16 protein-coding genes are annotated in these 16724 nt (G+C 44.1%); 7 read left to right on the top strand and 9 right to left on the bottom strand.

Annotated features, from left to right (window positions below):
- Positions 1–279 precede the first annotated feature (279 nt).
- The 3 genes from A142_RS16605 to A142_RS16595 are packed head-to-tail and all read right to left on the bottom strand — an operon-like array spanning position 280 to position 1508.
- Positions 280–594, bottom strand: a complete 315-nt coding sequence (locus A142_RS16605; RefSeq protein ID WP_019823424.1) for a GIY-YIG nuclease family protein — start codon at positions 592–594, stop codon at positions 280–282.
- On the bottom strand, positions 595–1251 hold the full coding sequence (locus A142_RS16600) for a YceH family protein (RefSeq protein ID WP_019823422.1): 657 nt from the start codon (positions 1249–1251) through the stop codon (positions 595–597).
- A 56-nt stretch (positions 1252–1307) separates the two neighbouring features.
- Positions 1308–1508 carry a hypothetical protein gene (locus tag A142_RS16595; protein WP_017068647.1) on the bottom strand — a complete coding sequence of 67 codons (201 nt, stop codon included), beginning with the start codon at positions 1506–1508 and terminating at the stop codon, positions 1308–1310.
- 195 nt (positions 1509–1703) lie between these two features.
- Here A142_RS16595 and A142_RS16590 point away from each other — a divergent pair, with 195 nt between their 5' ends.
- The 3 genes from A142_RS16590 (at position 1704) to A142_RS16580 (ending at position 3244) form a co-directional block, all read left to right on the top strand.
- The gene (locus A142_RS16590) at positions 1704–2018 is read left to right on the top strand and encodes a DUF496 family protein (protein ID WP_004730049.1); all 315 of its coding nucleotides are present in this window, start codon (positions 1704–1706) and stop codon (positions 2016–2018) included.
- A gap of 198 nt (positions 2019–2216) precedes the next feature.
- Positions 2217–2843: a D-Ala-D-Ala carboxypeptidase family metallohydrolase gene (locus A142_RS16585; RefSeq protein WP_019823420.1), complete on the top strand. Its 627-nt coding sequence runs from the start codon at positions 2217–2219 to the stop codon at positions 2841–2843.
- A 164-nt stretch (positions 2844–3007) separates the two neighbouring features.
- Entirely contained in the window at positions 3008–3244 is a 237-nt protein-coding gene (locus A142_RS16580) for a hypothetical protein (protein WP_019823418.1), read from the top strand.
- Between the two features lie 32 nt (positions 3245–3276).
- On the opposite strand, the gene A142_RS16575 is transcribed toward A142_RS16580, so the two are convergent.
- Complete coding sequence (locus A142_RS16575; RefSeq protein WP_019823416.1) at positions 3277–5841, bottom strand: ATP-binding protein; 2565 nt, start codon at positions 5839–5841, stop codon at positions 3277–3279.
- An 893-nt stretch (positions 5842–6734) separates the two neighbouring features.
- Between A142_RS16575 and A142_RS16570 the strand changes: the two genes are divergently transcribed.
- A complete protein-coding gene (locus tag A142_RS16570) occupies positions 6735–8171 on the top strand; it encodes a glyceraldehyde-3-phosphate dehydrogenase (RefSeq protein WP_019823413.1) in 1437 nt (478 codons plus the stop codon).
- 239 nt (positions 8172–8410) lie between these two features.
- Here A142_RS16570 and A142_RS16565 read toward each other — a convergent pair whose 3' ends face one another.
- Both A142_RS16565 and hcp read right to left on the bottom strand, forming a co-directional pair.
- Positions 8411–9484: a hybrid-cluster NAD(P)-dependent oxidoreductase gene (locus A142_RS16565; RefSeq protein WP_019823411.1), complete on the bottom strand. Its 1074-nt coding sequence runs from the start codon at positions 9482–9484 to the stop codon at positions 8411–8413.
- Between the two features lie 102 nt (positions 9485–9586).
- Positions 9587–11248, bottom strand: coding sequence for a hydroxylamine reductase (gene hcp, locus A142_RS16560; RefSeq protein WP_019823409.1), 1662 nt, complete (start codon positions 11246–11248; stop codon positions 9587–9589).
- 272 nt (positions 11249–11520) lie between these two features.
- Between hcp and A142_RS16555 the strand changes: the two genes are divergently transcribed.
- Complete coding sequence (locus A142_RS16555) at positions 11521–11751, top strand: hypothetical protein (RefSeq protein ID WP_017061777.1); 231 nt, start codon at positions 11521–11523, stop codon at positions 11749–11751.
- A 53-nt stretch (positions 11752–11804) separates the two neighbouring features.
- Complete coding sequence (locus A142_RS16550; RefSeq protein WP_019823407.1) at positions 11805–12968, top strand: alpha/beta hydrolase; 1164 nt, start codon at positions 11805–11807, stop codon at positions 12966–12968.
- A 109-nt stretch (positions 12969–13077) separates the two neighbouring features.
- Here A142_RS16550 and A142_RS16545 read toward each other — a convergent pair whose 3' ends face one another.
- The 3 genes from A142_RS16545 to A142_RS16535 form a co-directional block, all read right to left on the bottom strand.
- Positions 13078–13692, bottom strand: a complete 615-nt coding sequence (locus A142_RS16545) for a LysE family translocator (protein WP_017061779.1) — start codon at positions 13690–13692, stop codon at positions 13078–13080.
- 126 nt (positions 13693–13818) lie between these two features.
- Positions 13819–14739, bottom strand: coding sequence for a LysR family transcriptional regulator (locus A142_RS16540; protein ID WP_017070979.1), 921 nt, complete (start codon positions 14737–14739; stop codon positions 13819–13821).
- Complete coding sequence (locus A142_RS16535; RefSeq protein ID WP_019823402.1) at positions 14733–15194, bottom strand: Lrp/AsnC family transcriptional regulator; 462 nt, start codon at positions 15192–15194, stop codon at positions 14733–14735. Before A142_RS16535 ends, A142_RS16540 begins: the two co-directional genes overlap by 7 nt.
- 254 nt (positions 15195–15448) lie before the next feature.
- Between A142_RS16535 and yjeH the strand changes: the two genes are divergently transcribed.
- Positions 15449–16714 carry an L-methionine/branched-chain amino acid transporter gene (gene yjeH / locus A142_RS16530; protein ID WP_019823400.1) on the top strand — a complete coding sequence of 422 codons (1266 nt, stop codon included), beginning with the start codon at positions 15449–15451 and terminating at the stop codon, positions 16712–16714.
- Positions 16715–16724 lie beyond the last annotated feature (10 nt).

Below are 16724 nucleotides of genomic sequence, written 5' to 3'. Positions count from 1 at the left end.
GCTCATTTTTTAACCTAGCATGACACCATCTCTTTGTATGGCTAATGGATATTATGTAGGACAACGATGATAAATGATAGCGTCTAACACTAATTGGAACGACATTCTAAATGAGCAATATATTAATTTGGAATGGAGATTAAGAACGACCAGTTCAATCATGATTTCAGCCCATTCACATTAGAATCAATTAACCTTTAAATTCAAAAGCTTAGATTGATTTATTATAGTCCTTTACATTATTAAGATTTAATCAATAACAAACATTTTGGCTATGAATTATGAGACTTCGATATATTGAATTTTGTCTTTTTGCCACTCAATAATCAGTTTGAGTGATACCAGTTTTTCTTTGCGGGATTTGGGCAATTGCTTAATCGCATATTCGGTTTTCAATGCTTCACTTTTTGAGCCAACATCAAAACTCCAAACCAGCTTTAGCGGGCCTTTACCTTTTAAAGCTTTGGCGCCTTTACCGGTTTGATGTTGTTCAAATCGACGTTCTAGATTGTTCGTCACGCCACAATAAAGGGCATTGTGACGATTGCGGATCAAGTACACGACCCAATCCGCATTTTTATCAGCATCTGACATTTAAAGCAGTGATTCAACCAGAGCCTTAAGCTCTGCCACTTCTGCTCGTAGGCTTGCAACTTCAGACTCAAGCTCTTCAAACTTTTCACTCGTTGCAGAGGGGGCAGCCGCACTTACTGATGCCGTCGCAAACGCTTCAACATCCACTTCACCGCTCAACAAGTGCTGGTAGCGTGATTCACGTTTACCCGCTTCGCGTGGCAGCTTCACAACCAAGGCACCTGCTTCTCTTGCAGCGAGTTTGTCTAATGTTGCTTCGACTTCTTTCACATCACTAAAGTTTGCAAGGCGACCCGTTCGAGTACGAAGTTCACCAGGCGTTTGCGCGCCGCGCAGTAACATACAGCAAATGATTGCACGCTCTTGCTCTGTAAATTGCAGATCACCGAACTCAGTGTTGCAGAAACGATGCTGATACTTATTAACACGGCTATTGAAGCTGCTCTCATCACTCACCATGCGACGTCCGATTAAACCATCAACCGCATCTAAAACATCTGACTCAGAAAGAGAGAGAACAGGTTCACGGTTACTCTTTTGATTACATGCCGTGGTTAAACTGTTCAGTGTCAGTGGGTAATGATCGGGAGTAGTGACTTCTTTTTCGATCAAACAACCGATAATTCTCGCTTCAATTGGGGAAAGTACTGTGTTCATCGTTTTTCCTTTTTATTATTTTGATAATTCCATCTCAACACCTAACAATGCAGTAACTAGTGTTCAGACAAAATTGGTACTCGTTTCTTTCTGCCCTGTTCATCAATCATTATGATCTTAGAACGGTTTAGCTCTATTTCCACGACTTCCAAATAAGTACGCTCTTGTACATACGCATCACGAAGCTTGTTTTGTTCTGCTGAAGATTCAGTGACATTGTCGTCCAATTCTTCGTTTTCCAATTGTTGTTGATTCATTTCACATTTCGTATCAATGCAGTATCTACATGGGATACTAACTTGAACGGTAAGATAAAAACAATCACACATCAGCGAGAGTGACGAATAATTAAACAACCTTACTTTTGCTTTGATCTAAAGACTGTTACATCATCAATTGATGTGCTTTAATCAGAACCAGACAACGTATTTGACGAATAGGAAAAGGAATCTATGAGCAGCGTATTTGAAATTGTTAACCAAGCACGACGTAAGAACAAACTTAAGCGTGAACTTTTAGACAACGAAAAGAAAGTTCGTGACAACCGCAAGCGTGTCGACCTTCTTGATAACCTACTTGATTACATCAAGCCAGAGATGACTCACGACGAAATCCTAGGCATTATCAAAAATATGAAAGCTGACTACGAAGACCGTGTTGATGACCACATCATCAAGAGCGCTGAGATTTCTAAAGCTCGCCGTGACATCAGCCGTCGCATTCGTGAACTGACAGAAGAAGACAAGCAAACTCAAGGTAAGAAGTAATCTAACCTCGCTAATTTACTTGTAACAATGTTAGTAACCCACTCTTAGTAGTGGGTTTTTTTGTACCTAAACTCCAGCGTCTATACTTAAGCGTCTAAACCTAACCATCTAGACTTAAGCGTACCTAAGCAAAATGAATGAAACTCAACAGCAGTATCAAACTAAATAACGAGTGTACACTAGCGATGGAGAGACTTTATGTACGGAAGTATTCTGATTACCTTGGCGTTATCAACGACACAACCTTACCCTGAAAAATTTGAGAAACTTTATACCGAAGAAACCGAAATCACTTATGACGATCTCGTGGTCGATGTTCATGGCTACAAGGTTCCGACCCGATCAGCATTTCGAGGTTGGATGCTCCTCAATCACGCTCAAGACCAAGTGAGAGCGATCGGACAACAACTCAAGGACAATGGCGTCACTCAGAGCATGCCTCTGCATCTCGTTCTATTGCAAGGGACGGATTGGGCAATGAGTAATACAACCTTGTTTACCCTCCCAAATAAGAAACATGTGCCAAACATGATCAATACCCTGAAGTACATACAACAATATATTGAGCCTGAAATCGGTGTTGTTATCCCTGTGTCCGGAGAGCGAACCAATATCTACAATCAACAAGCTGGTGGTGCACTGCGAAGTAAACACTTGGAATTCTGCGCCTTAGACTTAGTTCCTGCGAATAATATTACTCGCGAAGATCTACACGTGAAACTTAAAAAGGTTCATGCTGAATTTGGGCAAAAAAATAACGTTGGGCTGGGGTTGTATTCTGGTGTTCGATTCCACATCGATACTTGCGGATTTAGACAGTGGTAACTACACCACAGAGTCATAAAGACATGACAGCTAATAAAGTCATTATGACTCACACAGTTAACAGAAAACTTTAACCATTTGATTTAATGATTAAATTAAAACTGGAACGCTAATTGCTATTAATAACAAGTATCATAATTATTAATAGCAATTAGGAATTCAATATGAAGATGATGACTCAACGCTTTCAAACTCTGCTTTCTGTTTCAAACTTCAGTCTAGCTATCACAACCTTGTTTATGCTTCTCAGTATTATCGTTGCTTATCCAATGGCCGATCACTTCTCACTGCCAATTCAAATCGTCGCCCACATCAGCACCATCTTAGTCGCAGCCTTGTTGAAAATCAGCTATGTCGGTCGTTGCCTTGCACAATACAACCTTGGATTGGAAGTTCGTTAAGTAGCGTCGCGCTAGCCTTGATAAGGGAGCCCTTAGACAATATCAAGGCTACTGAAAAGATCGTACAGCTGGTGAGATTTATAGGGTTTAGGTAAGTAGGCGTTCATACCGGCTTCAAAACAATCTTTGATGTCTTCTTCTAGAACACTGGCGGTTAAAGCTATGATGGGTAATGGTGTGACTTGTTGATCGGCTTCCCACTGACGAATCGCACGAGTCGCCGTTATACCATCCATAACAGGCATCATGCAGTCCATCAAAATGGCATCAAACTGAGCTCCCTGGGTAATGACATCCACCGCTTCTTGGCCATTACTGGCAATCAAATATTCATAACCCGCTTGCTCAAGGAAGAAGCTCGCTATTTTTTGATTCATCAGATTGTCTTCAACGATCAAAATTCGTCGATTCAGAGAGCGAACCTCTTCATCTTTTTCTTCCACTTGAGGCGTTTGCTCTTCGCCGACATCGAGAGATTGTAAGCTGGTTAAGAAACGTCGGCCCAAGAATGGCAAGGTATGAGTCGAGTGGACCGTTTCTCTGATTAGGTTGGTTTTAAATAGGTGATGCTGACAAACGATGACGCGAGCCAAAGGATATGTCGCCTTCAACGTCGCAAGATCTTTCTCCATAGAGTGATGCAAGGTATGACAATAAAGTATGAAGTCGCTTTCTTTGACACTTTCACTCAGGGCTGCAATGGATGACACCACATTAGCTCGAACATTCAAACGCTCACACTCTTTAACAAGTTGATCAAGGTAATTGAAAGAGTTCGATATGATGGTCGCTCGGCTCAGGTTATCAAAAGTTTGAACAGGCGCTTCTACAATATCGACATACAAACAAAACGTGAATGCAGAGCCCTCTCCTTTCACTGAACGCGCGGTAATGTAACCACCCATCAAATCAACAAGCTGTCGACAAATCGCAAGCCCTAGCCCCGTACCACCAAATTGGCGGGTAATGCTGCCATCTTCTTGAGTGAAAGGTTCAAATATGGACTCTAGCTTCTCTGGCTCAATCCCAATTCCAGTATCAGACACACTGCATTCAAGCTTGCCCCTGCCCATAGACATAGGTGTATAAGCAATGTCCGTAGTAATCGTGCCCTTAGACGTAAATTTGATGGCATTAGAAAGCAGATTGGTCAGCACCTGTCTCACGCGGTACTCATCGAAAAACAGTTGTGACGGCGTTTGATAATCGATATTGATGTCGAGCTCAATATCCTTACTTATCGCTTTCGACTGAATCACACTCACAGAGTCATAAACCGCTTCTCGCAAATCAGCATTGTGTGGTGACAACATCAAGTTACCCGACTCGATTTTAGACAGGTCGAGTATGTCATTCAGCAGCACCAGTAAAGAGTGAGAGGACGATTCGATATCCCCCAGTACTTCTTGTTGATTTGGGCTCAGTTGGCTTTGAGATAAGATCTCAGCCATGCCAATGATCCCGTTAAGTGGCGTGCGTATTTCATGTGACATATTGGCTAAGAATGCGCTTTTGGCTTTGTTAGCCGAAATCGCGTCTTCTTTTGCTGTTATCAACTCTTTGTTGTGCAGATAGTTGCGTTCCATCACTCGATTTAGGGTTTCAGTGAACTCGGCAAGCTCATCGTTCCCTTGGATACGAATCACCTTTGGCTGGCCGTAGCTATCAGCGCATTCCGACACACCTTTCAAGATAATCGACAGGTTTCTGTTTAAGCGCAGAGATGTCGCAACCCCAAGCCACATCAAAACACCAGAAGCGATGAGTATAAGCAACGTCATGACCAAGGTTTGCCTTTTCTGCAACGCGATATTCTTGGTCAGTTCAAACTGTATTTGATTGGTGTAAGCGCCAATCGCGTTTGAAATCGCCCGTTTTTTAACCTCTAAGCTTTTCAAGTGTTGATAGATTTCGGGTGATGAAAAGTCCCCTTTGAGGATTCGAGATGTAAATTTGTCTTGGAATTCATCTTTAGCAACAGCGTTTAACAACTGTCTAATGTTTGGAGAACGCGTATCCGAACGGAAAAAGGTATCTAATAGCTGTTGCTGCCTCTCTAGAGCACCGACATAGCTAAGCAAGTATTGGTTTTTAAACTCTGGGGAGCGATACAAACTGAAGCTTAACCACGCTTCTCTCTGAGTCCAAAACACATAATGCGTAAGATTGATAAACATCGCTTCCGCTTGACCGATATTTTCATCGACTAAGGCCATACGATATTCAGACAGCTCCATCAGCACGTCTTTTAACAAGTCGAAAGCGCGCTCTGTCAATTGTCTGTTGTCAGTGGTTTCAGGCGCACTCGCTAGGCTCATCAACAGCTTTTTCAATTCAGCTAACTGAGGATCAATGCTCCAATTGCTGTCAAACTGTTGAAGTCGCATTCCATACTGAGTCAGTCTATCCAGCGCTGATTGCAGTGTTAAAAGCAACTGACCTTTCTCAGGGGAATCATTAGACAGCATCAACCATCGATAAGCATCACTTGAAACCGTATTAAAAGATTGAAGCGCTTCAACCTTAATACGCGTTGTTTCAAGGTGATTCATCTTCTCATCGTTCTTAAGCACTTCATTCACTGTAAACCCGAACATAATGAGTACAGAAACCGTGGAAAGAAAAATAAGACGCCATCTAATTGACATGTTTATCATTTTTATAACGACTCCCTTCCCGAAAGTAATTTACCTAGCCCAAATTAAGAATAGGACATTAACAGAGGGTTATTGATCAAATTGGATATGAACAAACGATACTCTGAGCCCAGAACGAAAAATTAAAGCCAACTGGTATCCAGAAAAGTGCTTTAAAGCGGAAAGGCGTGCTTTTATTAAGACGGGTTTAAACAAGCGAGGTTTCAGTGAGCAAAATGTATACAAAAGACGTTTTCTCCAGTTATTATCACCCGCATAACAAGTGAACGGCCACATTTCGCGGCTCAACTAGACTGTGAATAATGACTCTGCGCGCTAACAAAGCGGATAGTTAGGTTAAAATTGTGACATCCAATCGTTTGCGTGATGCACTTTTCATGCTCAAACTAGACTTATTCAAAGGTCGAACAACAATACTGGTTAATTCCCTTATTTGTCGTTTACTGTTTACGTGTAACCTGAGTTAGCGATCACACCTTTAATGTTCAATATTACCCGTATTACATATTATCTTTTGATTTGAGTATTTTTTGGCGAAAATTAAGTGCTACAGATTGTTAAAGTCAATAGTCTTTCTCGACACTGAAATCTTGATTTGTGGCTATTATCACGCCAATTTTCAGATAATTTATCTGCATTTATTTTTCCTAGCAGAATAACCCGTCGTACCTTACAATCCTGCCACATAAAAATCACAAGTTACATACAAGGCATATCAGCACATTTAAGTGGCAATAAAGACCACAGCCTGATGCCTCAAATCCCCTATGCTGATTGGCTTCCCTACAACCGCCATGAATGCAGAAACTTAACGTGAAAGGTCCCGAGTAAAGATGAGTCCCGAAAAGCACCTCCTAGATTGGCAAACTAGTCAAACCATTGCTGAATCCATCGCTCCAACTTTAGGTCAGTTATACCGTCAAAAAGGCGTAGAAGTTATCCTCTTTGGTAAGACCTTAGTTAACGCGACAACTATCGACATCATCAAAGCTCACCGCATCGCAAAACGTTACACTGGTTCTCCTCTTACAGCAGAACAGACTCAACCTATCATTCAACACCTTCTCTCTATGGACTTGTCTCCATGTCGTATTGATGTTGGTCGCCTTGCGCATTCATTTTGGCAAGATCGCGAAGACACACACGGGTTGGATGATTTCCTACAAACTGCACTCATTGAATCGCTTGAAGGCGATGCGATGACAGAACCTCGTGACGTTGTATTGTACGGTTTTGGTCGTATTGGCCGACTGCTCACTCGTCTGTTGATCGAGAAAAGTGGCCCGGGTTACCCACTGCGTTTACGTGCAATCGTTGTACGTGGCGGCAAAGATGGCGACCTAGAAAAACGTGCAAGCCTGCTTCGTCGTGACTCTGTACACGGCCAATTCAACGGCAGCATTGTTGTAGACCAAGAACGCAAAGCGATCATCGTTAACGGCAACTTCATCCAAGTTATCTACGCAAACAAACCAGACGAAGTGGATTACACGACTTACGGTATTGAAAACGCACTTGTGGTTGATAACACAGGCGTATGGCGTGACGCGGAAGGCCTGAGCCAGCACGTTGCGTGTAACGGTGCGAAGAAAGTTCTACTGACTGCGCCCGGTAAAGGCGACATCAAGAACGTGGTATTTGGTGTAAATGAAAATGTTATTCAGCCAGAAGACACCATCATCTCTGCAGCAAGCTGTACTACTAACGCAATCACGCCAGTATTGAAAGCGGTTCACGACAAGTTTGGCGTGCTGTCTGGTCACATCGAAACGGTGCACTCATTTACCAATGATCAAAACCTAATCGATAACTTCCACTCGGGTGATCGTCGTGGTCGTGCTGCGTCACTGAACATGGTTTTGACATCGACTGGCGCTGCTAAAGCAGTATCAAAAGCGATGCCAGAAATGGAAGGTAAGTTAACAGGTAATGCGATTCGCGTACCAACGCCAAACGTTTCAATGGCGGTAGCAAACCTAAACCTTGAGAAAGGCACAAACAAAGAAGAGTTGAACGAGTACCTGCGTGAAATGGCGCTATCTTCGACTTTATCTGCACAGATTGATTACACCGACTCGACTGAGATTGTATCTACGGACTTGGTTGGCTCTCGTCACCCAGGCGTGGTTGACGGTGTGGCGACTATCGCACAAGACAACCGTGCCGTGCTGTACATTTGGTACGATAACGAGTTTGGCTACAGCTGCCAAGTTGTTCACTGTATGGAACAGATGATGGGTGTACGCTACAAGACATACCCAGAAGTTTAATAAACTTCGCTCTTGTAGATACGTCCATCGCGACAAGCTCCACAACATAATAACTATATCTGCGAAGTCTGTATGGGCTTCGCAACCCCTTTTGTTTTGCTCCCCCGTATAAACAAGAGGGTTGCCACTTAGATCTGCTCTCTCTAACTGATCTAGGTGGCCTTTTTACATCTAGCGCTCTAACTTTTATCGCTATGACAAGACCTTGTCTTCATCACTCTTGCACAGCTTCGCGTCTGTTATAACTCCACCTCAACATCTGACTGAATCGAACTTGAACATGCGAGCACGTAGCCCTGTTCAATCTGTTCTGGCGTCAATGTTTCTTGGCTGCTTGATTCCACAGATCCTTTGGTCACTTTGCACTTACACGAACCACAAATCCCACTACGACAAGCGATAATAATTGGAACCCCTGCTTTTTCTAGTGAATCAGCTAACGGGGTGCCCACATCAGCTTCCACTTCTTTACCAAATGCAGGAACAAACACCTTAACAGCACCATTTGAATCCGCAGATGCTTCTGGTTGTGGTTCTTCTGAGGCGCTATTGGCTAATGAATTATTGCTTTGAGCAGCGGGCGTGAAACTCTCTTGATAAAAGTTATCCATATTGAACTCTAGTTCTTTCAGGTAACTTTCTATGTCTTGCATAAACCCAACTGGGCCACAAAGATAAACGGTTCTGTCTAAGATATCAGGGCTCAGTTTCACCAACCAATTCTTATCCAATCGGCCTTGAGGCGCGGTTGTTCCTTCATTATCTTTCAGCAACAATTTTAGGTTGAAATTAGCGTGTGTTTCGTCGAGCTGATGAAGTTCTTGAAAGTAGATTGTCTCGAGCTTATTACGTGCCATATGAACGAAATCTATTTCCATCTCGCTATCTTGAGATAACCAATATTTCACCATCGCCATGACCGGCGTGATCCCACAGCCCGCACTGACTAATGTCACTTTTTTGCTAGTAGTAGGCATGCAATCAATGCAGTTAAAGCCACCAGCCGGTTTTAAAACAACAACCTCATCACCTTCATCAAGCTCATCGACAATGAAGTTAGAAACCAAACCACCTTCTAGACGCTTTACTGTCAGCTTTATGCGGTTGTCTTCAGGGCAAGAGGCTACAGAGTATGCGCGATAATCGGTTTTTGTCGGCATATCCAAACCCAGCGTAATGAACTGGCCGGGCTTAAAGTTGAAATGTAGGTCTTGTGGAATACTGCCAAGCTCAAAGCTGACCGTATCTGGCGTCTCGTGCCATTTCTTTAAACACACTAAATTGATTGAATCGCTATCCGACCATGCATACATAGTTCACACACCTTGCTGATGACTAAAGATTAAAATCTAAAAAGCCCCGACGTTACCAACTCTAAAAGAACAGCAACAAAGGGGCTTAGGAGTGGGCTTAAATTAAGCCGCTAAGATTGTTTTAAGATCTTGTTCTGGCGTTGAGATAGAACGCATATCGAACTCGTCTTGCATAATCTTAAGTAGGTTCTCAGTTAGGAACGCAGGTGATGTTGGGCCTGTGTAAATACCTTTCACACCTAGAGCGAACAGAGTAAGCAGGATAACGATCGCTTTTTGCTCGAACCAAGATAGAACCAGCGTTAACGGAAGTTCGTTGATGCCACAATCAAACTCTTGAGACAGTGCGATAGCAAGCTGAATAGCAGAGTAAGCATCATTACATTGGCCAACATCTAGTAGACGTGGGATACCGTTAATGTCACCAAATTGGTTCTTATTGAAACGGAATTTACCACAGGCAAGAGTCAGGATTACTGAATCTTCTGGCGCTTGAGCTGTGAAGTCTGTGTAGTAGCTACGCTCAGATTTGTCACCGTCACAACCACCGACTAGGAAGAAGTGCTTTATGTTGCCTTCTTTCACTTGTTCAACAACCGCAGGGGCCGCTTCCATCAGTGCGTTACGACCAAAGCCGACAGTGATCATTTGCTCGATCTCGTCGTGTTTGAAGCCTTCTTGCGCAAGAGCACAGTCGATTACTGCACTGAAATCGTCGCCTTCAAGGTGATCAACACTCGGCCAGCCTACGATGCTACGCGTAAATAGGCGGTCAGCGTACGAGCCCACATCAGGGTTAAGCAGACAGTTAGATGTCATTACGATCGCACCTGGGAAGTTCGCAAATTCTTTTTGCTGGTTCTGCCAAGCGCTGCCGTAGTTACCCGCAAGGTGCGGGTACTTGTTTAGTTCAGGGTAACCGTGTGCAGGTAGCATCTCACCGTTGGTGTAAACGTTAATGCCCTTGCCTTCCGTTTGTTGAAGGATCTTTTCTAGATCATGCAGGTCGTGACCAGAAACAAGGATACAGTGACCTTGCTTCGTCTTCACATTCACAGTTGTTGGTTGAGGGTGACCAAATGTATCTGTCTCGCCTTTATCCAGCATTTCCATGACTTTGTAGTTCATCAAGCCAATCTGCATAGACGTATCTAACAGTTGTTTTAGGTCTGATGGATCCGTACCTAGGAACGCCATGATTTCATGGTATTCAGCAAAGATAGCATTGTCAGTTTGACCTAGAACACGTGCGTGCTCCATGTATGCTGCCGCACCTTTTAAGCCGTATAGGCAAAGAAGGCGAAGACCAATCACATCTTCGTGTTGAGAATCGTAACCACGGTTAACCGCGGCTTGTGGTGCAAGTGCCAATAGCTCTGAAGAATCGGTTGGAAGATCGAATTGCGCAGCAGCCGAAAGTGCTGGGATTTCAAAGCCAATCAAAGTCGCTGCTGCGCGAACTTGTTGCTCTAAACGCTGTTTGAATTCGTGAGATTGCTGTGCAAATTCGATGATACGAGCAGGGTCGAAGTTAACGTTGGTCAGTGTTGCGAAAAACGCTTTTGGCGCCCACTCGTCGATTTCAGTATCAATAACATCACACGCACGGCCTAAATTGGCCCAAAAAGAAACACCTTGAAGAGAATGCACCAACACGTCTTGAAGGTCGGATACTTCCGAAGTTTTACCACACATACCTTGTGCGAAAGAACAGCCTTTTACGGTTGGGGTTTGAATTGTTTGTTCACATTGAATACAGAACATATAAGGGCTCCAGTAATTTTTATTAACTGTAAGTACTTTGCTTACAGTGACGTATTCCAAACCCTATAGAGCATCAAGCGTGCCAACTTTAAGCTATTGATTTTATTAAACTTAGTTTTATTCCATATTTTTAGTGCGTGATTATGACTACATATAAACTCCCTAACAGCACACATCCGTGTCATAGTGACTCTCAGAGATTTATTAACGGCGTTCATGTTTCGTTCAGAATAGAAGCGATAAAGTAACAACATAGAAAGAGAGGAATGAATATGAAAAATATATTAGTTACGATTGTTGCATTGTTTACTGGCCTTTTGGCGTTATTCACAAGCTTGATCCTTGCTATTCCTTTAGCTATTGCAGCTTTAATTACTGGCAAGCGCATTCAGAATCAAATGAAGAAACAAGGTTTCGCAGCTCACATGAACACTCGTCAGTCATCAACCAATGATGCCGGTGTTATTGAAGGTGAATACGAAGACCTTTCAAGCAAAAAGTAACCTAAACTTTAGTTTCAGATATAGTGAAAGCACAACAGAGACAAGATTACATAATGCAAAGAAAGCCCCTCCTAGCACTGCTGTCCTTAACGACTTTAAGTCTCGTTGGTTGTTCCAACGAGACAACTATACCCGCTTACGAAACATCTCCAGACTTGCCTGGCTATCAGCAAGACAGCTTTGACGCCTACGTGAACGATACTCAAGATTGGTTACTGAAAAACCGAGTGTTCATGACTGAAGATAAGCAACTAGAGATTCAACTCAATTCACCTACCGAATACCAACCTGCAACACCGAACGGTAAGGCTGTCCTACGGGTTCATGGATTGGGGGATTCACCCTACTCATTTAAAGACATCGCGACACATTTAGCCGAACAAGGTTATCTAGTGAGAACGGTATTACTACCCGGTCACGGCAGCCGTGTTGGTGACTTAATGCAGCCAAACTTAGAAGATTGGCAGGGCGTGGTGGCTCACCACACTAAGTTGCTAGAGCAAGAATATGATTCTGTGTGGCTTGGCGGTTATTCAACAGGCGCGAACCTAGTGACTTCACAGGCGATGAACGACCCTAAGATCTCTGGGTTACTGCTGTTCTCTCCTGCGTTCCAACCGAGTTCGTCTGCGGTTCAATATGCAGGGCTAGCAAGTTACTTCGTTACGTGGGCCGATCAAGATCCTGAAGACAATGTGCTTCGCTACAACTCACTACCAATGAATGGCGCCTCGGTTTACTACGAGACATCGGAAGTGGTTCGCGAAGACTTACAAGATAAACACTTCGATAAGCCGGTGTTTATTATGATGAGTGAAGGCGACAGTGTCATTGACACCAGCTTCGTGCAACAAGCGTTTACTGAGTCTATGCCAAACCCAAACAATGTGTTGGTTTGGCAAGGAGAGACCACACTCGACGATCCTCGCGCGGTTCAATACAGCATGAAGATTCCAGAGCAACGTATCTCGAACGGCTCTCACATGGGGTTATTGTTCTCGCCAAGCAACCCGTACTACGGGATCAATGGTAGCGAGAAGATCTGTTCTAATGGTCAGGCTGAAGGCTTTGAAGCCGAGTGTAACGCGACAAGTGAAGTTTGGTACTCAGCATGGGGATATCGTGAAGAAGGGAAGAACCATGCGCGTTTGACCTATAACCCCTACTTCTCAGACTCGATGGCGAAGTTAGATGCCGTGCTGAACTCTGAAGGCTAATAAGCTCAAGCCTTTCGAAACCAATCCATAGAACTCAAAAAGGCTCACTAGATAACGTCTAGTGAGCCTTTTTTATGTATATAGGATCTTGTCTTAGTATGAGCGACTGCTATATCGTCCACACCACACGAACAGCAAGCAAGATCAACACCACGCCAGATAGTCGATCAATCAACTGAGCTTTCGAGCGAATACGTTCAACAATCAACGGGCTAGACAGTACCAAGGTGATAAAGGTGTACCAAAGGCCGTCGACAATCAGTGGCGTTGAGACAATGATAACCTGATTGGTCAGCTCATTACCCAATGCGACAAATTGGCTGAACAGAGCGATGAAGAACAATGCGATCTTTGGGCTCAAGATAGAGATCAAGAAAGCCTCACGAGCAGACTGCATGTAACTCATCTTTTCACCCGCTTCTAATTTCGCAGCAACACCACCTTTCGAACGCAACGCATTTACGCCGAGATAAAGCAGATAAGCAGCACCCGCTAAGCTAATACCTTTAAACAACATTGGGGATTGCTCAAGCACAACAGCTAAACCAACAATGGTTGCGAACGCATAAATACCGATGCCAGCAGCGTGTGACCAAGCTGCGATAAGCCCGTTCATACGGCCACCAGCCAAACTGTGTTTAGCGATCATCGCCAAACTTGGGCCCGGAGACATTGCCCCCAACAAGCAAATCGCTAATAAAGAAAACCAAATTGTTACTGTCATCATTCCATTCCTAATAAATAAAGCGTTCCAGCTGAACGCTCTACGCTTAATACTCAATACTTGGCACTTACCATAATCCGCAGGAGGTATTATTTGAAATCAAAGATTATCATCATACTTATGATTTCAAGTCATACTGATATTGTAACTCGACTTTTGCATGGCTTGGAATGCTTTTTCTCGCGCCCATTTGTGGGCAGAGTCGTTGTCATATTTAGGGTGCCACATTAACCAATAGGTATGCATTTCCGTATCAAATGGCAACGAAAAGTAGGTAGTATCGAGGTGTCGACCTAGGTTGTAAGCGATATGTTCTGGCACGATCATCAAGTAGTCGTCTTGCATTAGCACAGTGCCAGCGGATGAAAAGAACGGGACCTGCAAAGCCACTCTTCGCTTCAGCCCTTGCTTCTTCAATGCTATGTCCGCGTAGCTGTCTTTATCTCCGCCACCCGTCACTTTGATGTGAGAATAGTGAACAATATCTTCTGCACTCAAAACCGCTTGTTGAGCCAATGGGTGCGACTTGCGCATCAAACACACCGACTTATCTTCGCCAAGTTTGATGCTTGAGACATGTTCAGGCTTTGTGGGAAACATACTGGAAGCCAAATGAATCCCCGACTCGTTCAGTGCTTCAAGGTAGTTGGGCTGCCACAATCGATAAGCCAAATTGATGTTCGGCGCTTCAGCGGACACCTCTGCAACAATCACAGGAAGAATATACTGAGCCACATAATCACTCGAAGACAACACCAATTCACCCTGCCAGTCTTGCGGTTCGAAGGGTTTATCATCTAACAGGTGGTCAAACTCGCCAAGCAAGTCGTCGAGTTTGCCTTTGAGTAGCAATGCACGGTTGGTCGGCACCAGTTTATTGCCGTCACGGACTAGTAAAGGGTCGCCACATAAATCTCGTAACTGACTGAGCTGGCGGCTCACTGCGGATTGTGTGATATGCAAACGTTGGGCGGCACGGCTCACATGACACTCTTCAAGAAGTACATGCAGTGAGCGCAGTAGATTTAAGTTGATATTGCCTAACATGAATGCACCGTCGCATTCTGTTTGTTGAAAAACTCGGCCAAAACCGTATGAGTCATTAAGTGGCGAAGATCTGGGTATCTTTGCAGCTGATCGCGAACTCGGTTCAAGCTCTCCATGCTTTCCACTTCAACATAAAGCATCATATCGGTCTCACCGCTAATCGAGTGGCACCATTGCACCTCATCAATACTCTGGATTTGTTTCGCATAAGACTCACAGCTATGGTCACTACTCGACATGTCGAACTTCAACAAGATATAAGCGCACACATTCTTCGTATGGTTAGGCTCTGCCACTTGAGCGCAGTAGCCCGTAATCACTTTGTCGCTTTCCAGTTTCTTGATTCTGGCGTTCACTGCCGAGCGCGAGAGGCTGACATCTCGGGCGATATCACTCACTGAGCATCGTGCATTGGTTTTTAGAATATCCAAAATCTGGCGATCAAATTTATCCATATTTCTGATTCTTTCCATTTATTGTTCTATTTATAACGCCTAATTTGACACAACTTTCCGACTTATAACAGCCATTCTAACAGCCGACACTTTCACGCTGAATCGGATTAATACCGTTAAAATGACGGTGTCTTAAGACGTTTCGCTAGCTGTATTATTGATGTCGACAATGTATGCTCTCATTCATAACTTCACACACACCAGAAGAAAGTTACTGGAAGACCGTGACCAGAATCAAATAGCTAGGAGAGCGAATGACACAACTCAAACAAGAAATCACGCTTATTTCAGGAATCGGACAACTCTCGACGACCTTGCTAGGCACGGGATTATTTATGATCCCTGCGATCGCAGCAGGTATTGCAGGTCAGCTGTCTCTACTCGCTTGGTTAATCTTGTTTATCGCTATTTGCCCGATTGCATTGACCTTCGCAGCATTAGGAAAACGCTACCCGAATGCAGGTGGTACTGCCTATTTTGTGCGTCAGGCGTTTAGCGAGCGATTAGAAACAAGCGTGGCTTGGTTGTTTGTGAGTGTTATTCCTGTCGGTATTCCAGCGGCCATTGCACTGGCTGGTGGTTTTGCACAACAATTGTTACCCGCACCTCTCGACACTCCTCTGGGTGCTCAATCCTTTACTGTCGCCCTGCTTATTGCCGTCAATTTGATGGGCAGTAAATCTTCTGGCCGACTGCAAACCGTGATCGCATTGTCGATTTTTGCCTTGGTTAGCGCTTTTGTTTGGAAAGCCGACATCACGGTAGCCGATGTTGCTCTTCCAGCCATCTCGTCCGATTCGATGTGGTCTATCGGCGCAGCTTTGGCTGTCATGTTTTGGTGCTTTGTCGGAATAGAAGCTTTTGCTCACATGGGAGAGGAGTTCAAAAATCCACAACGTGACTTCCCAATCGCCATCATTGCAGGCTGTTTTGTTGCGGGGTTAGTGTACTGGGCTTGTTCAGTGGTGATTCTTAAACTGGGTGCTTACGGTTCACCTGAATTCGACGCCACATCCATCCCTTGGGTAACAGAACAACTGTTTGGCAATGGCTTCAAAACTGTCATCAGCGTACTGGGGTTCTTTGCTTGCTTTGCCAGCCTAAACCTTTACACACAAAGCCTATCACGAATGATCTGGGCTCAAGCTCGCCAACACAGCCCTACAAGTCGAATGGCTCAACTGAACAGCCACGGCGTACCGCTTTACCCAACGTTAGCAATTGGCTTTGTCGTGCTTATTTCGTGTGTGATTGGTGAGCTGTCTAATTTAGACCTTGAGTTCTTTCTCAAGCTCGCCAACGGTATTTTTGTTCTGGTTTATCTGCTCGCAATGTTAGCCGCTTGCCGATTACTAACAGGCGCATCTAGATACACAGCCATGCTTTCATTGGTCATCTGTACCTTGGTGTTTATCTGTTTAAGTTGGTCGATGCTCTATGCCGTGACTATTTTTGTGACATTGTCACTCCCTTGGCGAAAGTGGTTGGGTAAACCCACCGTTTCTGTCGACAAGCTGTAAACGATACCTA

The organism is Vibrio splendidus 12E03 (genome assembly GCF_000272105.2).
Taxonomy (GTDB): domain Bacteria; phylum Pseudomonadota; class Gammaproteobacteria; order Enterobacterales; family Vibrionaceae; genus Vibrio; species Vibrio splendidus_I.
The sequence above is the reverse complement of the archived record's forward strand: the minus strand, read 5'-3'. Positions and strand labels throughout refer to the sequence as shown.